Below are 18,491 nucleotides of genomic sequence, written 5' to 3'. Positions count from 1 at the left end.
GGGAGGGTTAGATGCCCAATTTAAAAAATATACAAAAAAACAATAAATATCTAATGAAAGGATAAGTGTATACACTTGTATTTCCATTAGGTATTTATTTTTTTTATAAAGATATATGTTAACGGGGAGAAAAGAGGGGGAATTTATAGGTGACATATAGAAAGAGACTAGCCGCCATTATTTTATTGGATTCGTTCATTGTTTTAGCCGCCAGATACATAAGGCTCATCACGCTTAATCCAGAGTCGAGTTATTGGGAGGAATCCATTTTTTTATTTAGTACAATCACCTTAGTCATTTGCTATAACTTATTTGCGTTAGTTTACAAGCTCCATAATAAAGCCTGGGAATACGCGAGTGTCGGTGAGCTTCTGACGATCTTTAAGGTGGTAACTTTAGCAGTAGCGGTTACGACCGTAACGCAGCTTCTTACTTTTGAAGATGTGAACGTAAGAGGATTATGGATCACATGGATGCTTCTCCTCCTTTTCATTGGGGGTTCTAGGTTTTCGTGGAGAGTGTTTCGGGACAACTTTATGAATAAGCCGAAAAACGTGAAGCAAACGTTGATTATTGGGGCTGGCTCAGGCGGCACGATGGTGGCCCGCCAGCTGCTTCATAATCAAGAAATTGATTTAAAGCCGGTGGCGTTTATCGATGACGATCCAAAAAAGTTTAAACTGGATATCCTAGGGATTCCGGTTGTCGGAAATTCCAGCCATATCGTCAAGACCGTTGAAAAATGCAAAATTGATAATATCATTATTGCGATTCCTTCTTTAAGCAAAAAGGAAATCAACCGCATTTTTGATGAATGCTCTAAAACAAAGGCAAAAACGCAGATCATTCCAAAGTTAGAAGACTTGATGACAGGGAAGCTATCAGTAAATGAATTCCGCGATGTCCAGGTGGAGGATTTACTAGGCAGGGAACCGATAGAATTGGATATTAATAGCATTTCTGAATACGTGTCAGGAAAAACAGTTTTGGTAACCGGAGCAGGCGGTTCGATTGGTTCAGAAATCTGCCGTCAGATTTGTAAGTTCAATCCTCGAAAAATTGTCCTAGTAGGACATGGCGAAAATAGTATTTACCTAATTGATATGGAACTCCGCCGCAAATACGGAGAGCAGATTGAAATTGTTCCGGTGATTGGCGATATTCAGGATCGAAACCGGATGTTTGAAGTCATGGAAGAGCATAGACCGTTTGTCGTATACCATGCTGCTGCACACAAACATGTTCCGTTAATGGAATACAATCCGAGAGAAGCGGTGAAAAACAATATCTATGGGACTAGGAATGTGGCAGAAGCTGCGGACACATTTGGAGTCCATACATTTGTGCTGATTTCTTCAGACAAGGCGGTTAATCCTCCGAACGTCATGGGAGCGACGAAACGGTTTGCGGAGCTGATTATTCAAAGTCTGGCGCAACAAAGCTCGACAAAATTTGTTGCCGTTCGGTTTGGAAACGTACTTGGCAGCCGCGGCAGCGTGATTCCGTTATTTAAAAAACAAATCCAAGCGGGCGGACCGGTTACCGTTACACACCAAGACATGACACGATACTTTATGACGATCCCTGAAGCCTCACGGCTTGTCATTCAGGCAGGCACCCTTGCACGTGGAGGAGAAGTGTTTGTCCTAGATATGGGCGAACCCGTAAAGATTGTCGATCTAGCTAAAAACCTTATTAAATTATCAGGTTTTTCAATAGAAGAAATTGGGATCCGGTTTACAGGTCTTCGTCCTGGAGAGAAGATGTACGAAGAGCTGCTGAATGCCAATGAAATTCATCAAGAGCAGGTTTTCCCTAAGATTCATATCGGCAAAGCCAATGTGATTAATGCTGACGTTTTAAATCGTTTAATAAACGAATTATTAAAAATGTCAGAGCTAGAAATGCACGATACGTTAATAGCTGTAGCTAACAATAAGTATGATACTTCTTCGTTAATAGCTGTTGCCTATTAATCGTTTCTTGATAGACATTTCGATCGTTTCGATAAATTTCTGGCCGTAAAAATAGTTGAAGGTGAAATAAAAATGAAAAAAGTACGTAAAGCGATTATTCCAGCAGCAGGCTTAGGAACGCGTTTCCTGCCTGCTACAAAAGCGATGCCAAAAGAAATGCTGCCAATTGTTGATAAACCAACGATTCAATATATCGTTGAGGAAGCGGTAGCTTCTGGTATCGAAGATATTATAATTGTTACAGGCAAAGGAAAACGTGCGATTGAAGACCACTTCGATTTTGCTCCTGAGCTCGAACAAAACTTAATCGAAAAAGGAAAAACTGACTTACTCGACAAAGTCCGTTACTCCACAAATTTAGCTGATATACATTATATACGGCAGAAAGAGCCAAAAGGTTTAGGGCATGCAGTATGGTGTGCGAGAAATTTTATTGGTGATGAGCCGTTTGCGGTCTTGCTTGGTGACGATATTGTTCAAAGTGACACACCTTGCTTAAGACAGCTTATTAATATATATGAAGAAACTCGGTCATCTGTTATTGGGGTTCAGACCGTTCCTGATAATGAAACACACCGGTATGGAATTGTTGACCCATCTATACAAGAGGGTAGAAGATACCAAGTTAGTAATTTTGTAGAGAAGCCTAAGCAAGGAACTGCTCCTTCTAATTTGGCAATTATGGGTCGTTATATTCTCACCCCAGAAATCTTTATGCTCTTAGACCAGCAAGAAACAGGTGCTGGTGGAGAAATTCAATTAACAGATGCCATTCAAAAATTAAATCAAATCCAACGAGTGTTTGCTTATGATTTTGAAGGTAAACGTTATGATGTTGGAGAGAAATTAGGGTTTGTAAAAACAACAATAGAGATGGCACTACAGGATTTTGAGTTAAGATCCGAGTTAATTACTTATCTTGATCAAATAATGGATGAAATAAAGGTGAAATAAAATTTTACCCATGCACATATTAGTAGCTTTTTATGTGCATGGGTATTACATTGAGGATTTTAGTGGATTAGTAGTTGGTTAAATAGGAATGGTCTTTGAACTAAGTACTAGGCTACTAAATTGGAAAGGAAGTTATAAAAATGGCTGATAGAATATTCCTATCATCTCCCCATATGAGTGATGAGGGTTATGAAATCAAATATGTATTTGAAGCGTTCGATACGAACTGGATTGCTCCACTAGGAGAAAACGTCAATCAATTTGAAAAAGAACTAGCTGCTAAGGTTGGTACAAAATATGCTGCGGCATTAACATCTGGAACAGGTGCTATTCATATGGCTCTTAAGGCGGCAGGTGTGGGTGAAGGGGATATCGTTTTCTGCCAATCGTTAACATTCTCGGCAACAGCGAATCCGATTATATATCAAAATGCCATTCCAGTTTTTATAGATAGCGATTATGAAACTTGGAATATGTGCCCTAAAGCATTGGAAGAAGCTTTTGGGAAGTATCCTAATGTTAAGGCAGTCATTGTTGTTCATCTATATGGTTTATCTGCTGATATGGATAAAATAGTAGAGCTTTGTAAAAAGCATAATGTGGTTTTAATAGAGGATGCCGCTGAATCCTTAGGGACTTATTACAAAGGACAACATACGGGGACCTTTGGCGACTATGGAATCTTTTCATTTAATGGCAACAAGATTATTACTACATCAGGTGGTGGGATGCTTGTTTCCGATAACTCAGAGAGAATTGCAAAAGTCAGATTTTGGGCAACACAGTCTAGAGACCAAGCAAGGCATTATCAGCATAGTGAATTAGGATTTAATTATCGGATGAGTAATGTCGTTGCGGGTATAGGCAGAGGGCAGCTAAAAGTATTGGATCAGAGAGTGGCAAAAAAGAATTACATTTACGAGTTTTATAAGAGAGAACTAGGTGAACTCGAAGGTGTAGACTTTATGCCTACTAATAAATGGAATAAGCCAAATTATTGGCTAAGTAGTATAACATTGAACGGGAAGGTAAGACCTTTAGAAATCATGGAGGCCCTTGAGAAGGAGAATATAGAGTCAAGGCCAATTTGGAAACCAATGCACATGCAGCCGTTCTTCGAAAAGTATGATTTTATTGGGACTGGTGTCTCTGAGGAATTGTTTGAAAATGGTATTTGTTTGCCGTCAGATACGAAAATGACGGACGATGATTTAGAGAGAGTTGTAAAGACTATTAAAGGGTTGTGGGTTGAGGAATGGAAAGATCAAAAGGTGGCTTCTATCACAGGTTCCTAAAAAGACCGTTGGATTTTATATTATCATTGATTGCTATAGTTATTCTTAGTCCGGTATTTTTAATAGTTGCTATTTTAGTCAGAATAAAGTTAGGCAGTCCTGTGTTATTTAAACAAACAAGACCGGGGAGAAATGGAAAGATTTTTACGATGTATAAATTTAGGTCAATGACGGATGAAATTGATAAAAATGGAGAACTACTTCCTGAAATTTTTAGGCTTACTAAGTTCGGTAAGATTTTAAGGTCAACATCACTTGATGAACTTCCCGAACTTATTAATATTCTTAAAGGTGATATGTCGATTATAGGTCCGAGACCATTACTGGTCCAATATCTTCCTCTTTATACTGAGCATCAAAAACGTAGACATGAAGTTCGACCAGGTTTATCTGGGTTGGCGCAAGTTAGTGGAAGAAACGCAATCAGTTGGGAAGAAAAATTTAATCTAGATATAAAATATGTAGATAATGTTAGATTCATAGAGGATTTGAAGATTATTTTTCTTACTCTAATTAAGGTCTTTGTTAGGGAAGGGATTAATTCAGAAGATGCAGCTACAATGGAGCCTTTTAGAGGAACAAAAAAGGAAAGAATTGATTTATGAAAAATAAACTTTTAATAATCGGGGCTAGCGGTCATGGGAAAGTTGTTGCTGACATTGCATTGAAAATGAACAGATGGCAGAGCGTTGCCTTTTTAGATGATGATAAAAGAATTAAATCATCATTGGGATTGGAAGTGATTGGAACATCCTGTGATGTTTCTAAAAATATTGAGACATCTGATATTTTTGTAGGTATTGGAAATAACGTAATAAGAGAAAAAATTCAAGAGATGCTTGAAACATTAGGTGCCAGTATTCCGGTGTTAATTCACCCAAATTCGGTAATTGGAGAGCAAGTGATGTTAGGGGCTGGAACAGTTGTGATGGCAGGGGCAATAATTAACTGCTGTACAAAAATTGGTAAAGGTTGCATCATAAATACGGGATCTACCATAGATCATGATAATTTAATTGAAGATTATGTTCATATATCACCTGGTGTTAACTCAGCTGGGAATGTAAAAATTGGTAAAGGTACTTGGTTAGGGATTGGGAGTACGGTAATTAATAATGTACAAATAACTGAAGGTTGTAAAATTGGTGCTGGGGCAGTGGTCATTAAGGATATAAAAACAACGGATGTATACGTCGGGATTCCAGCAAAAACAATTAACCGCAAAAATGTAACTTAAGGAGAAAGAAAATGCCATTAACACTAATGTATATAACTAACAAACCAGATATTGCAAAAATAGCTGAGGATGCTGGAGTCGATAGAATATGGATAGATTTAGAACAGATTGGAAAGGAAGAACGTCAGGCTGGTTTAAATACGGTAAAATCTTATCATTCAATTGATGATATTATCCCAGTAAAATCAGTATTAAGTAGCTCAGAACTATTAGTTCGACTCAATCCTTTTTTTGAAGGTACAAAAAATGAAGTTGAAAATGTAATTCGAAATGGTGCAGACGCAATAATGTTACCAATGTTTAAAACAAAGCAAGAAGTAGATAAGTTTGTAGAATATGTTAATGGGCGTGCGAAAGTAGTACTTTTACTTGAAACTAAAGAGGCAGCAGAGAGTATAGATGTAATACTCCAAAGTACTGGTATTGATGAAGTTCACATAGGTTTAAATGATTTACATTTAGCATATAACAAACGTTTTATGTTTGAGCTTCTAATTGATGGGACTGTAGAACGACTATGTAAAATTTTAAAGGATAAAGGATATCTTTATGGGTTTGGGGGAATTGCGAGAGTTGGATTTGGCGCGATACCAGCAGAATATATTATTACTGAACATTACCGTTTAGGTTCAAGTATGGCTATACTATCAAGAAGTTTTTGTGATGCCAATATAGTTGAAAATCCATTTGAGGTAGCAGACATTTTTAAAAAGGGGATAAATAATATTCGTAAGAAGGAAATGGAAGCTTCCCAATACACAACAACACAGTTTGAATTTAATTATCAGATTCTACAACAAAAAATAAATAATGTTGCATTCGCATTAAATAGGTGATAGAAATGAAAATTTGCTTTATTACAACAGTTCCTATAACTCTTAAAACATTTGTTCTAGAAACAGCGAAATATCTTTATGATAAAGAAAAGATTGACATTACTTTTATATGTGATTTAGATGAAAGTTTTGCTCAAAATTTGCCAGAATATATTAATTACGTGCCAATTAAAATGACCAGAGGTATTAGTCTCTCCGGCATACCGGCATTACTAAAGATGTATCTTTTATTTAAGAAAGAAAACTTTGATTTAATCCAATATGCAACCCCAAATGCTTCACTATACGCTAGTATTGCAGGTTTTCTCGCAGGTATCCCCAAAAGATTATATTGTCAGTGGGGAATTAGATATGTCGGCATGGAGGGGACAATCAGGGGAATATTTAAAATATTGGAAAAAGCAATTTGTGTATTATCAACAGATATTCGTGCTGTAAGTAAAAAGAACCTTGAATTTGCTTTAAGTGAAAAATTATACAAGATGGATAAGGCTAAAGTTATAGGTGAAGGTGGAACAATAGGAGTTGATTTAAATCAATTCGACCTATTAAAGAAGGATGATTTCCGAAAGTCAATAAGGAAACAGTATGGGATTCTAGATGAATTTGTTTTTGGCTTTGTTGGTAGGCTATCAAGGGATAAAGGCGCAAATGAATTGTTAGCTTGTATTAAAAAATTAGCTGAAACCTCAAAGGTTAAGTTATTTATCATAGGGGACATGGAAGTTGATAAAAATGTTTCTTTAGATTTGCTCACATGGGCCAAAAATAGTGAAACCGTTATTTTTACAGGACAGAAAAACCAAAATGATTTAGTTCGGTATTATGCTGCATTTGATTGTTTAGTACATCCGACGTATAGAGAAGGCTTTGGTATGGTGCTACAGGAGGCAGCAGCGATGGAATGTCCTATTATTACAACTGACATACCTGGTGCTTCTGAGGTGATGGAGAACGGAAAATCTTGCTTGTTAGCAGAAGCAAGGGATTACAAATCACTTTATAAATTAATGGAAAAGATAATAAGTGATAATCATCTCTCTAAATTGTTAGGCACTAATGCAAGAAAAAGAATCGAGGAATATTTTGACCGAACAATAATGATTGAAAATCAGTATAAGGATTATATTTCATTAATTAAATCATAGTTTTTTATACATTGAAGAAGGGTTGGAATTATGCTTGTATTATCTGAGGTCGAAATTGAGGATACATTACTTAATGAAGATATAGATATTAAATTAATTAACAAGGAAACCGTTCAAGAGTACGATGGAAATATTGAAGTAAAAGTGATTTTGTGTAGTAGGGCAACTGCCGTTGTAGTTTCTAACATGAATTTCCCATCATTGTCTTTAGTAAATCTAACAAGTGCAGGATATGATGGTGTTCCAATAAAAAAGTTTCGAGATAAAGGTGTTCTAGTTGCGAATGTAGGGTCGATTTATAGCATTCCTATTGCGGAGACTGTTGTTTTTGGCATTCTTCAAATGGCCAAAAAATTTAGGTGCAATCCCAATAATAGATTTGTAAGGCTTACAAGAGGATACGATAATTATATAACAGAACTTTCTGGTAAAAAGGCAATAATCCTCGGGACTGGTAGTATTGGAACTGAGGTAGCAAAAAGGTTAGTAGGTTTTGATGTGGAAATCTTTGGGTTTGCGAAACGCACTCGTGAAAAAAGTCCCTTTATACGTATCGTGAATACAATTCATGAACTAAAGGAAGAATTACCAAAATGTGATTATGTTATATCAACATTACCTGATAACGATGACACAAAACAACTTATTAATAAGGATTTAATAAGTTACATGAATAGTGAATGTATATTTATTAATGTAGGGCGTAAAGCTGTAATTGATCAGATTGCATTATTTAGTGCACTAAAAAGAAAGGAAATAGGTGGGGCTGTCCTTGATATTTTTGAAAAAGTCCCGAACCCTATTACTAATATTTTTAGGAGATTATGTAATGTTATTGTTTTCCCAGGTGTTGCAGCTATTTCAAAAGAAACAAAAATAAGACTACAAAATCATTTGGCGTATAATTTGAATTGTATAAAGTTGGGTGAAAGACCAGTTTGTATTATTAATTCGGAGGATTAATAATGTTATTTAGTATAATTATTCCAGTATATAATGCAGAGAAATATATTCATGAATGTTTAGAAAGTATCCTAGCACAGAATTTTAAAGACTTTGAGGTTATATTGGTTGATGATGGTTCACCTGATAATTGCGGGGATATTTGTGATGAGTACATGAAAAAAGATGATAGAGTTAAAGTTATACACAAAACTAACCAAGGGGCATCTTCTGCTCGAAATGAAGGTCTCAAATTATCTGTGGGACAGTATGTAATATTCATTGATAGTGATGATTATATTAAGTCAGAAGATTTTTTAGCCAAAGTTTATGAACAAAGTAAAAAAAATCCGGACGTAATACTTTATAAATTTGAAAAGTATTTTGACGAGGAAGATAGGTTCTCTGATTGTTCATTTTCTTTAAAGAATGAGGAAAAATTAAATGAGCCCTATAAAATAATAAATATGCTTGTTTCAAATGATGCTTTTTATTGTGCCGCTTGGACAAAATGTGTAAAAGCCTCTTTACTAAAGGAACATAATATCGAGTTTGAGGTTGGTACAATTGCAGAGGACCAACAATGGTATTATAGGGTACTGGAACATACAAATAGATTTGCAATGATAGATGAGTCTTTTATAGTATATCGTCAAAGAAATGGGTCGGTGACTACATCGAATAAAACAAAAGATATTAAAGATGCTACACATATTTTAGAAAATTGTATAGAGATGGTAAAAAGATCAAATCTTCATAAAGATATGAAAGATGCTTTATACAACTCAATGGCAAAATTATATTGTAATTTATTAGTTGTTTTTTCTAGAGTAACTGACATTGAAAAAAAGCAATATATTAAAAGAATAAAACGTTTATCGTATCTATTAGGATATAAAATAAATAGTCGAGTGAAAATATTTTATTTTATATACAATCTTTTGGGGTTTAAAGGAACAATAACAGCTATAGGATTAATAGATAGAATAAAGAGTGTTGGGAGATAGAATAAAATGCAAGAAAGTTTGCCTAAAGTGTTGGTTGTTTCAATAAATGCTTGGAAAGATAATTCTGGTATAAATACGTTGATTGATTTATTTAAGAATTGGGAAAAGGATAAGATTGCCCAAATTTATACTAGGTCCTCGCTTCCAAGTACAAAAGTATGCAATAGATTCTTTCAGATCTCTGAAAATGCAGTTATTAAAAGTATTTTTAACAGAAAAAAAGTTACTGGAAGAATAGTAAGTAATGAAATGAAGATTGATAAAGATTTAAAAGAAAATATAGAACAGGAGAATTCATTATACTCAAAAATAAGAAAACGACGTTCTCAATTACTTAGCCTTGCAAGGGAACTTTTTTGGGTAATAGGTCATTGGAGAACAAAAGAGCTTAGACAATTTGTTGAGGACTTTGATGCTGATATATTATTTCTCCCAGTCTATCCAACTATTTATATGGGGCTTATCCAAAATTATCTTATTAAGATAACAGGAAAACCTGCGGTATGTTATTTGGCTGACGATAACTATACGTACCAAACCTGTGGGATAAATCCTCTTTCATATATTCATCGTTTTTTCCTCAGAAGACAAGTTAGGAATATTGTGAATTCATGTAGTAAGATGTTTGTGATTGCTCCTAAGCAGAAAGAAGAATGTGATAGAATTTTTGGCATAGAAAGCATTATATTAACCAAAGGAATAGACTATTCACAATTATATTATGAAGAGCTACAATTGAATACTCCAATAAAAATGGTGTATACTGGAAAGTTAATTATCGGACGATGGAAGTCACTAGTATCAATTGCAGAGAAATTGGGTGAAATTAACAAAGACACTATAAAAATCACATTAGATATTTACACTACAGATCAAGTTAAGCCATCAATATTAAAGAAACTTAATAGAAATGGCTGTAAAGTACGTGGTGCAATCCCTATGAATAAAGTTGCTAAGGTGCAGGCAAATTCTGATATAGTAGTTTTTGTTGAATCACTTGATTGGCGATATAAAAACTTAGCAAGATTATCTTTTTCTACCAAATTAACAGATTACTTTAAGAGTGGTAAATGTATATTTGCTGTAGGAGATAAGGATATTGCTCCAATAGATTATCTTTTACGTAATGAGTGTGCAATTGTTTCTGGTTCATACAGAGAGATTGGCCGAAATTTGGAAAATATCGTAGACAACCCAGACCTTTTAAAAGAATACAGCAGAAAGTCGTTTGAAATAGGTAAGAAAAACCATAATAAAATAATTATAGATCGAAATTTAAAAAGTACAATAAGTAATATTTGTGAACTACAAAGTCAAGAAAAAAATCAAATTAATTAAAGTAAATAAAAATATGGGTGGAATAGTCTAAAAGTCTCATTTCAGTAAGTACCAGATAAACATGATTACATTATTATCTATGCAGTAAGTATTGTTTAACGAGGTAGGTTTATTATATGAAAACAAACGATTTGATACGTAAAAACTATAATTCTTTGGACGTTGCAAAATTCTTATGCGCATTATCTATAATTTCTGCTCATTTTGCTTCTGAGTGGGGGCATTTCCCAATTCTAATAGATTATGCATTTTCAATTTACATTATAGCTGTTCCGTTCTTCTTTGTCTGCAGTGGTTTTTTGTTTAGTGAGAAATTTTTTAAACTTAAAAATGATAAAGAAAAAAAAATGTATTTTATAAAATATGAACGAAAGATAATAACTATCTATTTGTGGTGGAGTTTAATCTATTTTCTGTTTGTAGTTGTTGAGTGGATATCGAATGGAACTACACTTAATGAAGTACTTGATTATGTTCATATTGCCTTAGTATTTACTACTTATCCTACAATATGGTACTTACCTGCATTAGGAGTGGGTATTGCTTTACTCTATGTACTTCAAAAAAAATTATCAGTTATAAAAATTTTTCTTTTAGGTTTAGCCCTATATGTAATTGGTGCACTAGGATTTTCATATTCCTTTGTACAAGATAAAGTCCACTTCTTAAGTAATGTGTATCATATTTATAATATGGTATTTGAGACTTCACGTAACGGTTTATTTAATGGGTTACCTTTTGTGGCAATGGGAGCTCTTATTTCAATTTATAAGCAAAAGTTTAAATTTACAAGTTTTAGTCTTGGTTTGATATCCTTCTTTTCCCTAATAGCTATTGTATGTGAAGCTTTTATATTGAAGACTTTTTTCAATAATGTAGGCGCGGATACTGTCTTTTTCCTACTTCCCTTTGAATATTTCTTCATGTTATTTCTCATAACCATTAAATTACCAAGTAGTAGGGTTTATTTATGGTTACGTGAATTAAGTACTATGGTTTTCACTAGTCAAAGGTTGTTTCTAACAGCTATACCAGGCGTGATTCCTGGAATGGTAATAAACTCCTTGTACGAAAACTCTTATATTGGATTATTATTAGTTATAGGAATAACCTTATTATTCTCATTCTTGGTGATAGTAGGGAGTAAAAAATATTCCTTCTTAAAGGTTTTATTTTAAGAAAGGCAATTCCTGTGGCTCTAAAAGATTGGTAATAAAAGCGTATGTTTTTAAGAGGAGATGATCATCTTTGAAAAACGATGATAATGTAATGTTTATATGCGGTTGTTATCCCAAAGACAATGAAAAAGATTTTTATATTAATTCATATGTAATGCCTCAAAATGCAGCAAACGTACTATCGTGGCACATTATTGATGGAATGACCGTAAATATTGGAGATAATTTGACAGTTGTTACTGCACCATTTATCGGATACTATCCAAAACAATATAAAAAATTAATTATAGAAAATAGAAGGTGGTCGCTTAACTCTAGCACCGAAAAAAGACATTTGCAAATTGGTTTTATCAATATTAAAGGGTTAGAGACATTTATTAAAAGTGAGAAGATATATAGAGAAGCAATAAAATGGTATAAAGAATCAAAGAAAAATAGAACATTTCTTATATATAGTCATTATGCGGGCTTTATGCGTGCTGCTGGTAAACTAAAAAGAAAATTTAAAGATATTCATATATCGGTTATAGTCACAGATATGAACGAGAAAGATTATCGTCCTGACTTACAAGGCATTTATGGAAAACTAAAGTCAATCCCTCGAAATATTATGATCAGAACAACTTACAAAAATCTAAAATACATTGATTCCTTCGTATTACTAGCTGAAAATATGAAAGACCATTTAGAAGTTGGTGACCGGCCTTATACTGTTGTTGAGGGTGTGGCAAAAATAGCCTCTGAACTCCCAAATAATATTGATTTAGATTCAAACAGTAATAGTGAATTTAAGGTTGTTTACACGGGTACATTACACAAAAGATATGGGTTATTAAATTTAGTGGAAGCTTTTAATTATATTGAGGACATTAGTTGTAAATTATTCATTTGTGGCGATGGGGATGGTAGGAATGAAATAGAAAAAATTTCAAAAGTAAACCCCCAAATAAATTATTTAGGGGTTTTAGAACATAGTGAAGCGGTGAAGCTTCAACAAAGTGCAAATCTACTAGTTAATCCCATGCCTGAGTTTGGAATTCATACTGAATTATCTTTCCCATCAAAGACAATGGAATATATGGCAGCAGCTAAACCCGTAGCATGTTTTAAAGTGAAAGGAATACCGGATGAATATGATTCTTACCTATCTTACTTTAAGGAGAATAGTCCCCTCTCTATTGCTCATAAAATTTTAGAATTAAAAGAACTTGGGGATGAAAAATTAAAAACTATGGGTGAAGAAAATCGAACCTTTGTTGTTAAATTTAAGAATGCAAAAGTTCAAACAGCTAAAATAGTAAATTTAATTCTAGGGTGAGTCTATGACTTTAAGAAGAAAAGTAGTAAGTCCTTCTCTACTAGCAATTTTTATACAGTTTTTATATATACTAATGTTAATAATATATTTTGGACTGGGGACGGTGAATTTATATAGTATTAGTGTTTTATCATTATTTAATACTATTTTAGTACTAACCTTGGCATCTAAGGCACAAGGTAAATTTTTTTCAATGTATAACATTTTTATATTTCTTCTATCGTTATTTCATTTTGGACAATATTGGCTTTTTATTTTTGGTGTTAAAGTAGATACAACTATAGCATACGATATTATAAATATATACAGTGAAACACTTCTTATAACAACAGGGAAATTTATTATTATTGCGATAAACATTATAAATCTTTTATCATTATTTCAATTTGGGAAACAAGGGAAAGTTAAACATCCCAAGGATGAGGAGAATGTAGGAAGAAAGAACGTTGATAATAATTATGCTTTAAAGAGAATTTCCTTTTTTCTCTTTATCTTTCTAATACCTCCTGTATTATATTATGACCTTAACAAAATTATTATAGGGCTAACCACTGGGTATTCAGGGGTATTTACAATGGGAGGGAATATTTTACCAACATTAGAAAGCTATTTTATTATCCCCGCATTATGCCTAATTTATGCATTTCGTAATACGAGCAAGTGGAAGGCACCATTTTACTTTATGCTAATACGTTCTTTAATTTTAATGCTACTAACTGGTAGTCGCCTTTCCATGATGACAGACATAATTTTGCTAATATTTATCAAAGAAAATTATATTTCAAAATCAAATAGAAAAGATATTATAAAAACAGTATTCTCAATTGCACTTTTAATAATTCTTCTTCCTTTTGTAGGTTACATTAGGGGAAGCAGAGATATGTCGATAATTGATTTTATGATAAATCAAAATCCTATAGTTTTATTTATTTCTGAATTTGGTTCTACAGTGGTTAGTGCTATATTAGCGTTTTCTTATGTTAATGCTAATGGTCTTTACTTTGGGAAAACTTTTTTGGGGTCACTAACTGTGTTGGTCCCTGGGTCCAATGTTTTATTTTCTGGACTGAAACAAGAGATAACGATAGAAACAATATTAAACCCGATATCACCTGTTGGGGCTGCGTTGGGTGGTTCTTTTTTTGCTGAGTTTTATCTTAATTGGGGATGGTGGTCCCTAATTTTTATGGCCTTAACTGGATTTATTATTGCAAAATTTTCAAACTTTACTCTAAGTGACTTTAAAATTGATAATGAAGGCTTAATTAAATGTTTACTAATTTACATTTTCTTTGGAATTATGATATACGTTCGGGGGAATTTTTTGGACGTAGTATTAAGTTTCAAAAGGGCTATTTATTTTTTTATGTTATATCAAACTATTAGGATAATATTTTTTAAATCGAAAAAGAAAAGTAATGAAGAGGTTAGTATAGAATGAGAAAAAGTATTTTATTTGTCTATTCCAAAATGATTGTAGGAGGAAGTACTACAAGTCTAATATCGCTACTTAATAGTATTGATTATGATCATTACGACGTTGATTTATTATTATACAGTAATGAAGGTGTATTACAAAATTTAATTAATAAAAATGTGAATATTTTACCACCAGCATCATCCTCATTGGAAAAGTACAAAAAGTATATAGTACCTAAAAATGCTTATCTTTTTATGAAATCAAGGTATTTTAGCAAGAGATATAAAAGTAATCTTATTAAAGCTCAAGTGATGTCAAAAGTTGAGGCAAAATGCTGTAAGCCAATAAAAAAAGAATACGATGTAGCTATAAGTTTTTTAGAGTTTTGGCCGTGTGAATATATTATTGAACGTGTAAATGCTAAAAGAAAAATTGCATGGATTCATATTGATCTTAAAGGTGCAGGAATAGTACCGAAGTTGAGTAAAAACTCATTTAAGCAGTTAGATAATATTGTGATGGTATCACATCAATGTGTAAAAACTTTTAATGAGTTATTTCCAGATTTCACAAGAAAAACTATTTGTATTGAAAACATTTTGAGTAAAAAGACAATATTAGAGTATTCTCAAAAGGATAAATTGGATATCGAAATTGATAAGAAAAAACTTAACTTTGTTACAGTCTGCCGAATAGATTTTATTTCTAAAGGAATTGATAGAGGAATAAATGCTTTTATTAAATTAAAAAATGAGTCATTACTCGATAATGTGAATTGGTATATTATTGGAGATGGAATAGATAGGGGAAAAATGGAGTTAATGGTAAAAGAACATGATTTAGTAAATCATGTTCATATTTTGGGTCAGAAATTGAACCCATATGTTTATGTAAAAGAGATGGATATTTTCTTATTACCGTCAAGATATGAAGGGAAACCAATGGCTGTAACTGAGGCCCAGATGCTTGGGGTTGTTCCTGTAGTTTGTAATTATGCCTCAGCTGTAGACCAAATTGAGAATGGAGTTGACGGTATTATTGCTGAGAATAACGATATCGATATATATTATTCAATAAAAGAATTAATTACAAGGAAAATAAATCTTAGTAATCTAAAGGAAAATTTATTAAAGAAAGATTTTTCCAATGAAAGAGAGATAGAAAACTTTTATAATGTAGTTTTCGATAGAAAAGATGAGTAGAGTAAAAAGCCTAATAAATAATTCTTTATTTAGTATTTTACAACAAATAGTTGTAATGAGTGTAGGTATGATATTACCGCAATTTATGTTGAGGTACTACGGTTCAGAAACTAATGGTCTTATAACATCTATAACTCAAATTATTGCATATTTTGCATTAATAGAAGCAGGAATTGCGGGAGCTGCTGTGTACTCACTATATAAACCACTTGCTGAAAACTCATGGAGCGAAGTAAGTGGAGTTGTATCTGCAGCCAAGAAGACATATTTTAAATTAGGTTGGGTGTTTATAGGACTGACAGGTGTATTTGCTTTTATATATCCACTTTACGTAATTACAGAAAACCTGAGTAAAATAGAAGTTGGAATATTGGTTCTTGTTTTGGGTACTGCTGGGGCATTAGAATTTTTCACACTTGCTAAATATAGGGTTTTACTAACAGCGAGCCAAAGATCTTTTGTAATTTCTATTGCAACAATGATCGGAACATTAACTAATGCAATAATAATTATTACTTTTTCTTTGTTTCAAGTAAATATTGTCTTAGTAAAAGCAATTGCGGTAATCTCGTTACTATTACGAAGTTTAATTTTAAGTATTTATACAAGAAGAAAATTTACAAAAGTTAATTATAAATCAAAACCTAACATGCAGGCTTTATCAAAAAGATGGGATGCGGGGTATGTTCAAATACTTTTTTCAGTTCAGTCTGGGGCACCTATAATAATTGCAACTATATTTACAAGTCTTGAAATGGTAAGTGTTTTTTCAATATATAATATGGTGTTTGCTGCTTTACTCAGTCTGATGAGTGTTCTGGTGACTGGGAGTTATGCCTCAATAGGTGATTTAATTGTTAGGAATAAGCCAGAGCAATTAAAAAAAGTTTATAGTGAGTTGCAAACAGCTTTTTATTGTGTAATCGCTGTTGTTTATGCAATAACTCTTGTAATGATCAATAGTTTTGTAAAGGTATATGTTAGTAATCTTGGAGATGCTTATATATACGATAGAGCTTTACTAGGTATTTTATTTGTCTTAAGTAGTTTGTTTCAAAATTTGCAGACGCCTCAGGGTATTCTGTCAACAGCTGCAGGAATGTATAAAGAGGTTAAAGTTCAATCAACTATACATTCCTTGATTATTATAATAGGCGGTTGCATTGGAGTTTATTTTTTTGAACTTGAAGGAATATTAATTGTAACTTTAATTGCAAATATATATAGATTTGTTTACTATACCTTTTTTGTCCCTAAGTACATTACAAAAGATAATTATAGATTTACATTTTGGCAACTTATTAAAGTTCTGGTAATAATTGGTGTAATATACTATATTAATATACTTGTCGATTTTGAGCCCATTAACTTTATTCAGTGGACAATTATGGCGTCAATTACTGGTATGGGTGCGATTATATTAACATTGTTAATTGCTATCTTCTTTGAAAGAAGTAATCTAAAAAGTATTTTACAAAGGTTAAAAAGCACACTTTTAAAATAAAATCTAAGAAAAAATTACAAAACAAAAAAAAGTTAATATTTAATATGTAAATTTGCTAAGTAAATAAATTTGAAAAAATAAGGAGTAGGATGATAATAATGTTTGTTAATAAAACTTTATTAATTACTGGTGGAACCGGATCATTTGGAAATGCTGTTATGAAAAGATTTCTAGATACTCATATAAAAGAAATCCGTATTTTTTCACGTGATGAAAAAAAACAAGATGACATGAGGAAGCAATATAAAAATGAAAAGTTAAAGTTCTATTTAGGTGATGTAAGAGACTTATCAAGTGTGAAAAATGCTATGCACGGTGTTGATTATATTTTTCATGCTGCTGCGTTGAAACAAGTGCCTTCATGTGAGTTCTTCCCACTTGAGGCAGTAAAAACTAATATTATGGGAACTGATAATGTTTTAACAGCAGCTATTGAGTACGGTGTAAAAAAAGTGATTTGTCTTTCGACAGACAAAGCTGCATATCCAATTAATGCTATGGGTATTTCAAAAGCAATGATGGAAAAAGTCTATGTTGCCAAATCTAAAACTGTAGATTCAGAAAAAACGCTTATTTGTGGAACTAGATACGGAAATGTGATGGCTTCCCGTGGCTCTGTTATTCCATTATTTATCGAACAAATTAAAAATGGCCAGCCCCTAACCGTTACCGATCCGAATATGACAAGATTTTTAATGAGTTTAGAGGAGGCGGTTGAGCTAGTTGTGTTTGCTTTCCAAAATGCTGAGGCTGGAGATATTATGGTTCAAAAATCTCCAGCTAGTACAATCGGTGATCTTGCCCAAGCTGTAAAGGAATTGTTTAATGCGGATAACGAAATAAAAATTATAGGTACTCGTCATGGAGAAAAGAGATATGAAACATTATTAACAAAAGAGGAATACGTAGTTGCAGAAGACTTGGGTGGTTTCTATAGAGTTCCTGCTGATCAAAGAGATTTGAATTATGATAAGTATTTTGATAAAGGTAATAAAAAACTTACCACTGTTGCTGAATATAACTCCGATAATACCGAAATTCTTACTGTTAAACAAATTAAAGAAAAAATACTTGAATTAGATTATGTTCAAAGAGAATTAGAGGAATGGAATAAAAGAGTTCACGTATTGAACTAA

General features: G+C 32.8%; 16 protein-coding genes. All 16 read left to right on the top strand.

The features are described 5' to 3' along the window. The first annotated feature begins 149 nt into the window (after positions 1 to 149). Positions 150 to 1,976, top strand: coding sequence for a polysaccharide biosynthesis protein (locus tag V5M37_RS27550; RefSeq protein ID WP_423800059.1), 1,827 nt, complete (start codon positions 150 to 152; stop codon positions 1,974 to 1,976). 72 nt (positions 1,977 to 2,048) lie between these two features. Continuing rightward, positions 2,049 to 2,930 (top strand): UTP--glucose-1-phosphate uridylyltransferase GalU, encoded by an 882-nt coding sequence (galU, locus tag V5M37_RS27545; protein ID WP_423800058.1) that lies wholly within the window; start codon positions 2,049 to 2,051, stop codon positions 2,928 to 2,930. 140 nt (positions 2,931 to 3,070) lie between these two features. Further along, complete coding sequence (locus V5M37_RS27540) at positions 3,071 to 4,225, top strand: DegT/DnrJ/EryC1/StrS family aminotransferase (protein WP_423800057.1); 1,155 nt, start codon at positions 3,071 to 3,073, stop codon at positions 4,223 to 4,225. Continuing rightward, on the top strand, positions 4,186 to 4,830 hold the full coding sequence (locus V5M37_RS27535; protein WP_423800056.1) for a sugar transferase: 645 nt from the start codon (positions 4,186 to 4,188) through the stop codon (positions 4,828 to 4,830). Before V5M37_RS27540 ends, V5M37_RS27535 begins: the two co-directional genes overlap by 40 nt. After that, positions 4,827 to 5,462 (top strand): acetyltransferase, encoded by a 636-nt coding sequence (locus V5M37_RS27530; RefSeq protein ID WP_423800055.1) that lies wholly within the window; start codon positions 4,827 to 4,829, stop codon positions 5,460 to 5,462. Before V5M37_RS27535 ends, V5M37_RS27530 begins: the two co-directional genes overlap by 4 nt. A gap of 11 nt (positions 5,463 to 5,473) precedes the next feature. Then, entirely contained in the window at positions 5,474 to 6,298 is an 825-nt protein-coding gene (locus V5M37_RS27525) for an aldolase/citrate lyase family protein (protein ID WP_423800054.1), read from the top strand. Positions 6,299 to 6,303: 5 nt separating this feature from the next. Then, complete coding sequence (locus V5M37_RS27520) at positions 6,304 to 7,446, top strand: glycosyltransferase family 4 protein (RefSeq protein ID WP_423800053.1); 1,143 nt, start codon at positions 6,304 to 6,306, stop codon at positions 7,444 to 7,446. 30 nt (positions 7,447 to 7,476) lie between these two features. Beyond that, complete coding sequence (locus V5M37_RS27515) at positions 7,477 to 8,409, top strand: NAD(P)-dependent oxidoreductase (protein WP_423800052.1); 933 nt, start codon at positions 7,477 to 7,479, stop codon at positions 8,407 to 8,409. 2 nt (positions 8,410 to 8,411) lie between these two features. After that, complete coding sequence (locus V5M37_RS27510) at positions 8,412 to 9,395, top strand: glycosyltransferase family 2 protein (RefSeq protein WP_423800051.1); 984 nt, start codon at positions 8,412 to 8,414, stop codon at positions 9,393 to 9,395. Positions 9,396 to 9,401: 6 nt separating this feature from the next. Further along, positions 9,402 to 10,733, top strand: coding sequence for a hypothetical protein (locus V5M37_RS27505; RefSeq protein WP_423800050.1), 1,332 nt, complete (start codon positions 9,402 to 9,404; stop codon positions 10,731 to 10,733). Positions 10,734 to 10,849: 116 nt separating this feature from the next. After that, complete coding sequence (locus tag V5M37_RS27500) at positions 10,850 to 11,911, top strand: acyltransferase family protein (RefSeq protein ID WP_423800049.1); 1,062 nt, start codon at positions 10,850 to 10,852, stop codon at positions 11,909 to 11,911. Between the two features lie 70 nt (positions 11,912 to 11,981). Next, positions 11,982 to 13,229 (top strand): glycosyltransferase family 4 protein, encoded by a 1,248-nt coding sequence (locus tag V5M37_RS27495; RefSeq protein WP_423800048.1) that lies wholly within the window; start codon positions 11,982 to 11,984, stop codon positions 13,227 to 13,229. A gap of 4 nt (positions 13,230 to 13,233) precedes the next feature. Then, positions 13,234 to 14,670, top strand: a complete 1,437-nt coding sequence (wzy, locus tag V5M37_RS27490; RefSeq protein WP_423800047.1) for an O-antigen polysaccharide polymerase Wzy — start codon at positions 13,234 to 13,236, stop codon at positions 14,668 to 14,670. Continuing rightward, positions 14,667 to 15,851 carry a glycosyltransferase gene (locus V5M37_RS27485; protein ID WP_423800046.1) on the top strand — a complete coding sequence of 395 codons (1,185 nt, stop codon included), beginning with the start codon at positions 14,667 to 14,669 and terminating at the stop codon, positions 15,849 to 15,851. Before wzy ends, V5M37_RS27485 begins: the two co-directional genes overlap by 4 nt. Continuing rightward, positions 15,844 to 17,355, top strand: a complete 1,512-nt coding sequence (locus V5M37_RS27480) for a lipopolysaccharide biosynthesis protein (protein ID WP_423800045.1) — start codon at positions 15,844 to 15,846, stop codon at positions 17,353 to 17,355. Before V5M37_RS27485 ends, V5M37_RS27480 begins: the two co-directional genes overlap by 8 nt. A 98-nt stretch (positions 17,356 to 17,453) precedes the next feature. Then, entirely contained in the window at positions 17,454 to 18,491 is a 1,038-nt protein-coding gene (locus V5M37_RS27475) for a polysaccharide biosynthesis protein (protein WP_423800044.1), read from the top strand.

It is taken from the genome of Neobacillus sp. SAB-20_R2A, assembly GCF_049568635.1.
Classification (GTDB): domain Bacteria; phylum Bacillota; class Bacilli; order Bacillales; family Cytobacillaceae; genus Neobacillus; species Neobacillus citreus.
The sequence above is the reverse complement of the archived record's forward strand: the minus strand, read 5'-3'. Positions and strand labels throughout refer to the sequence as shown.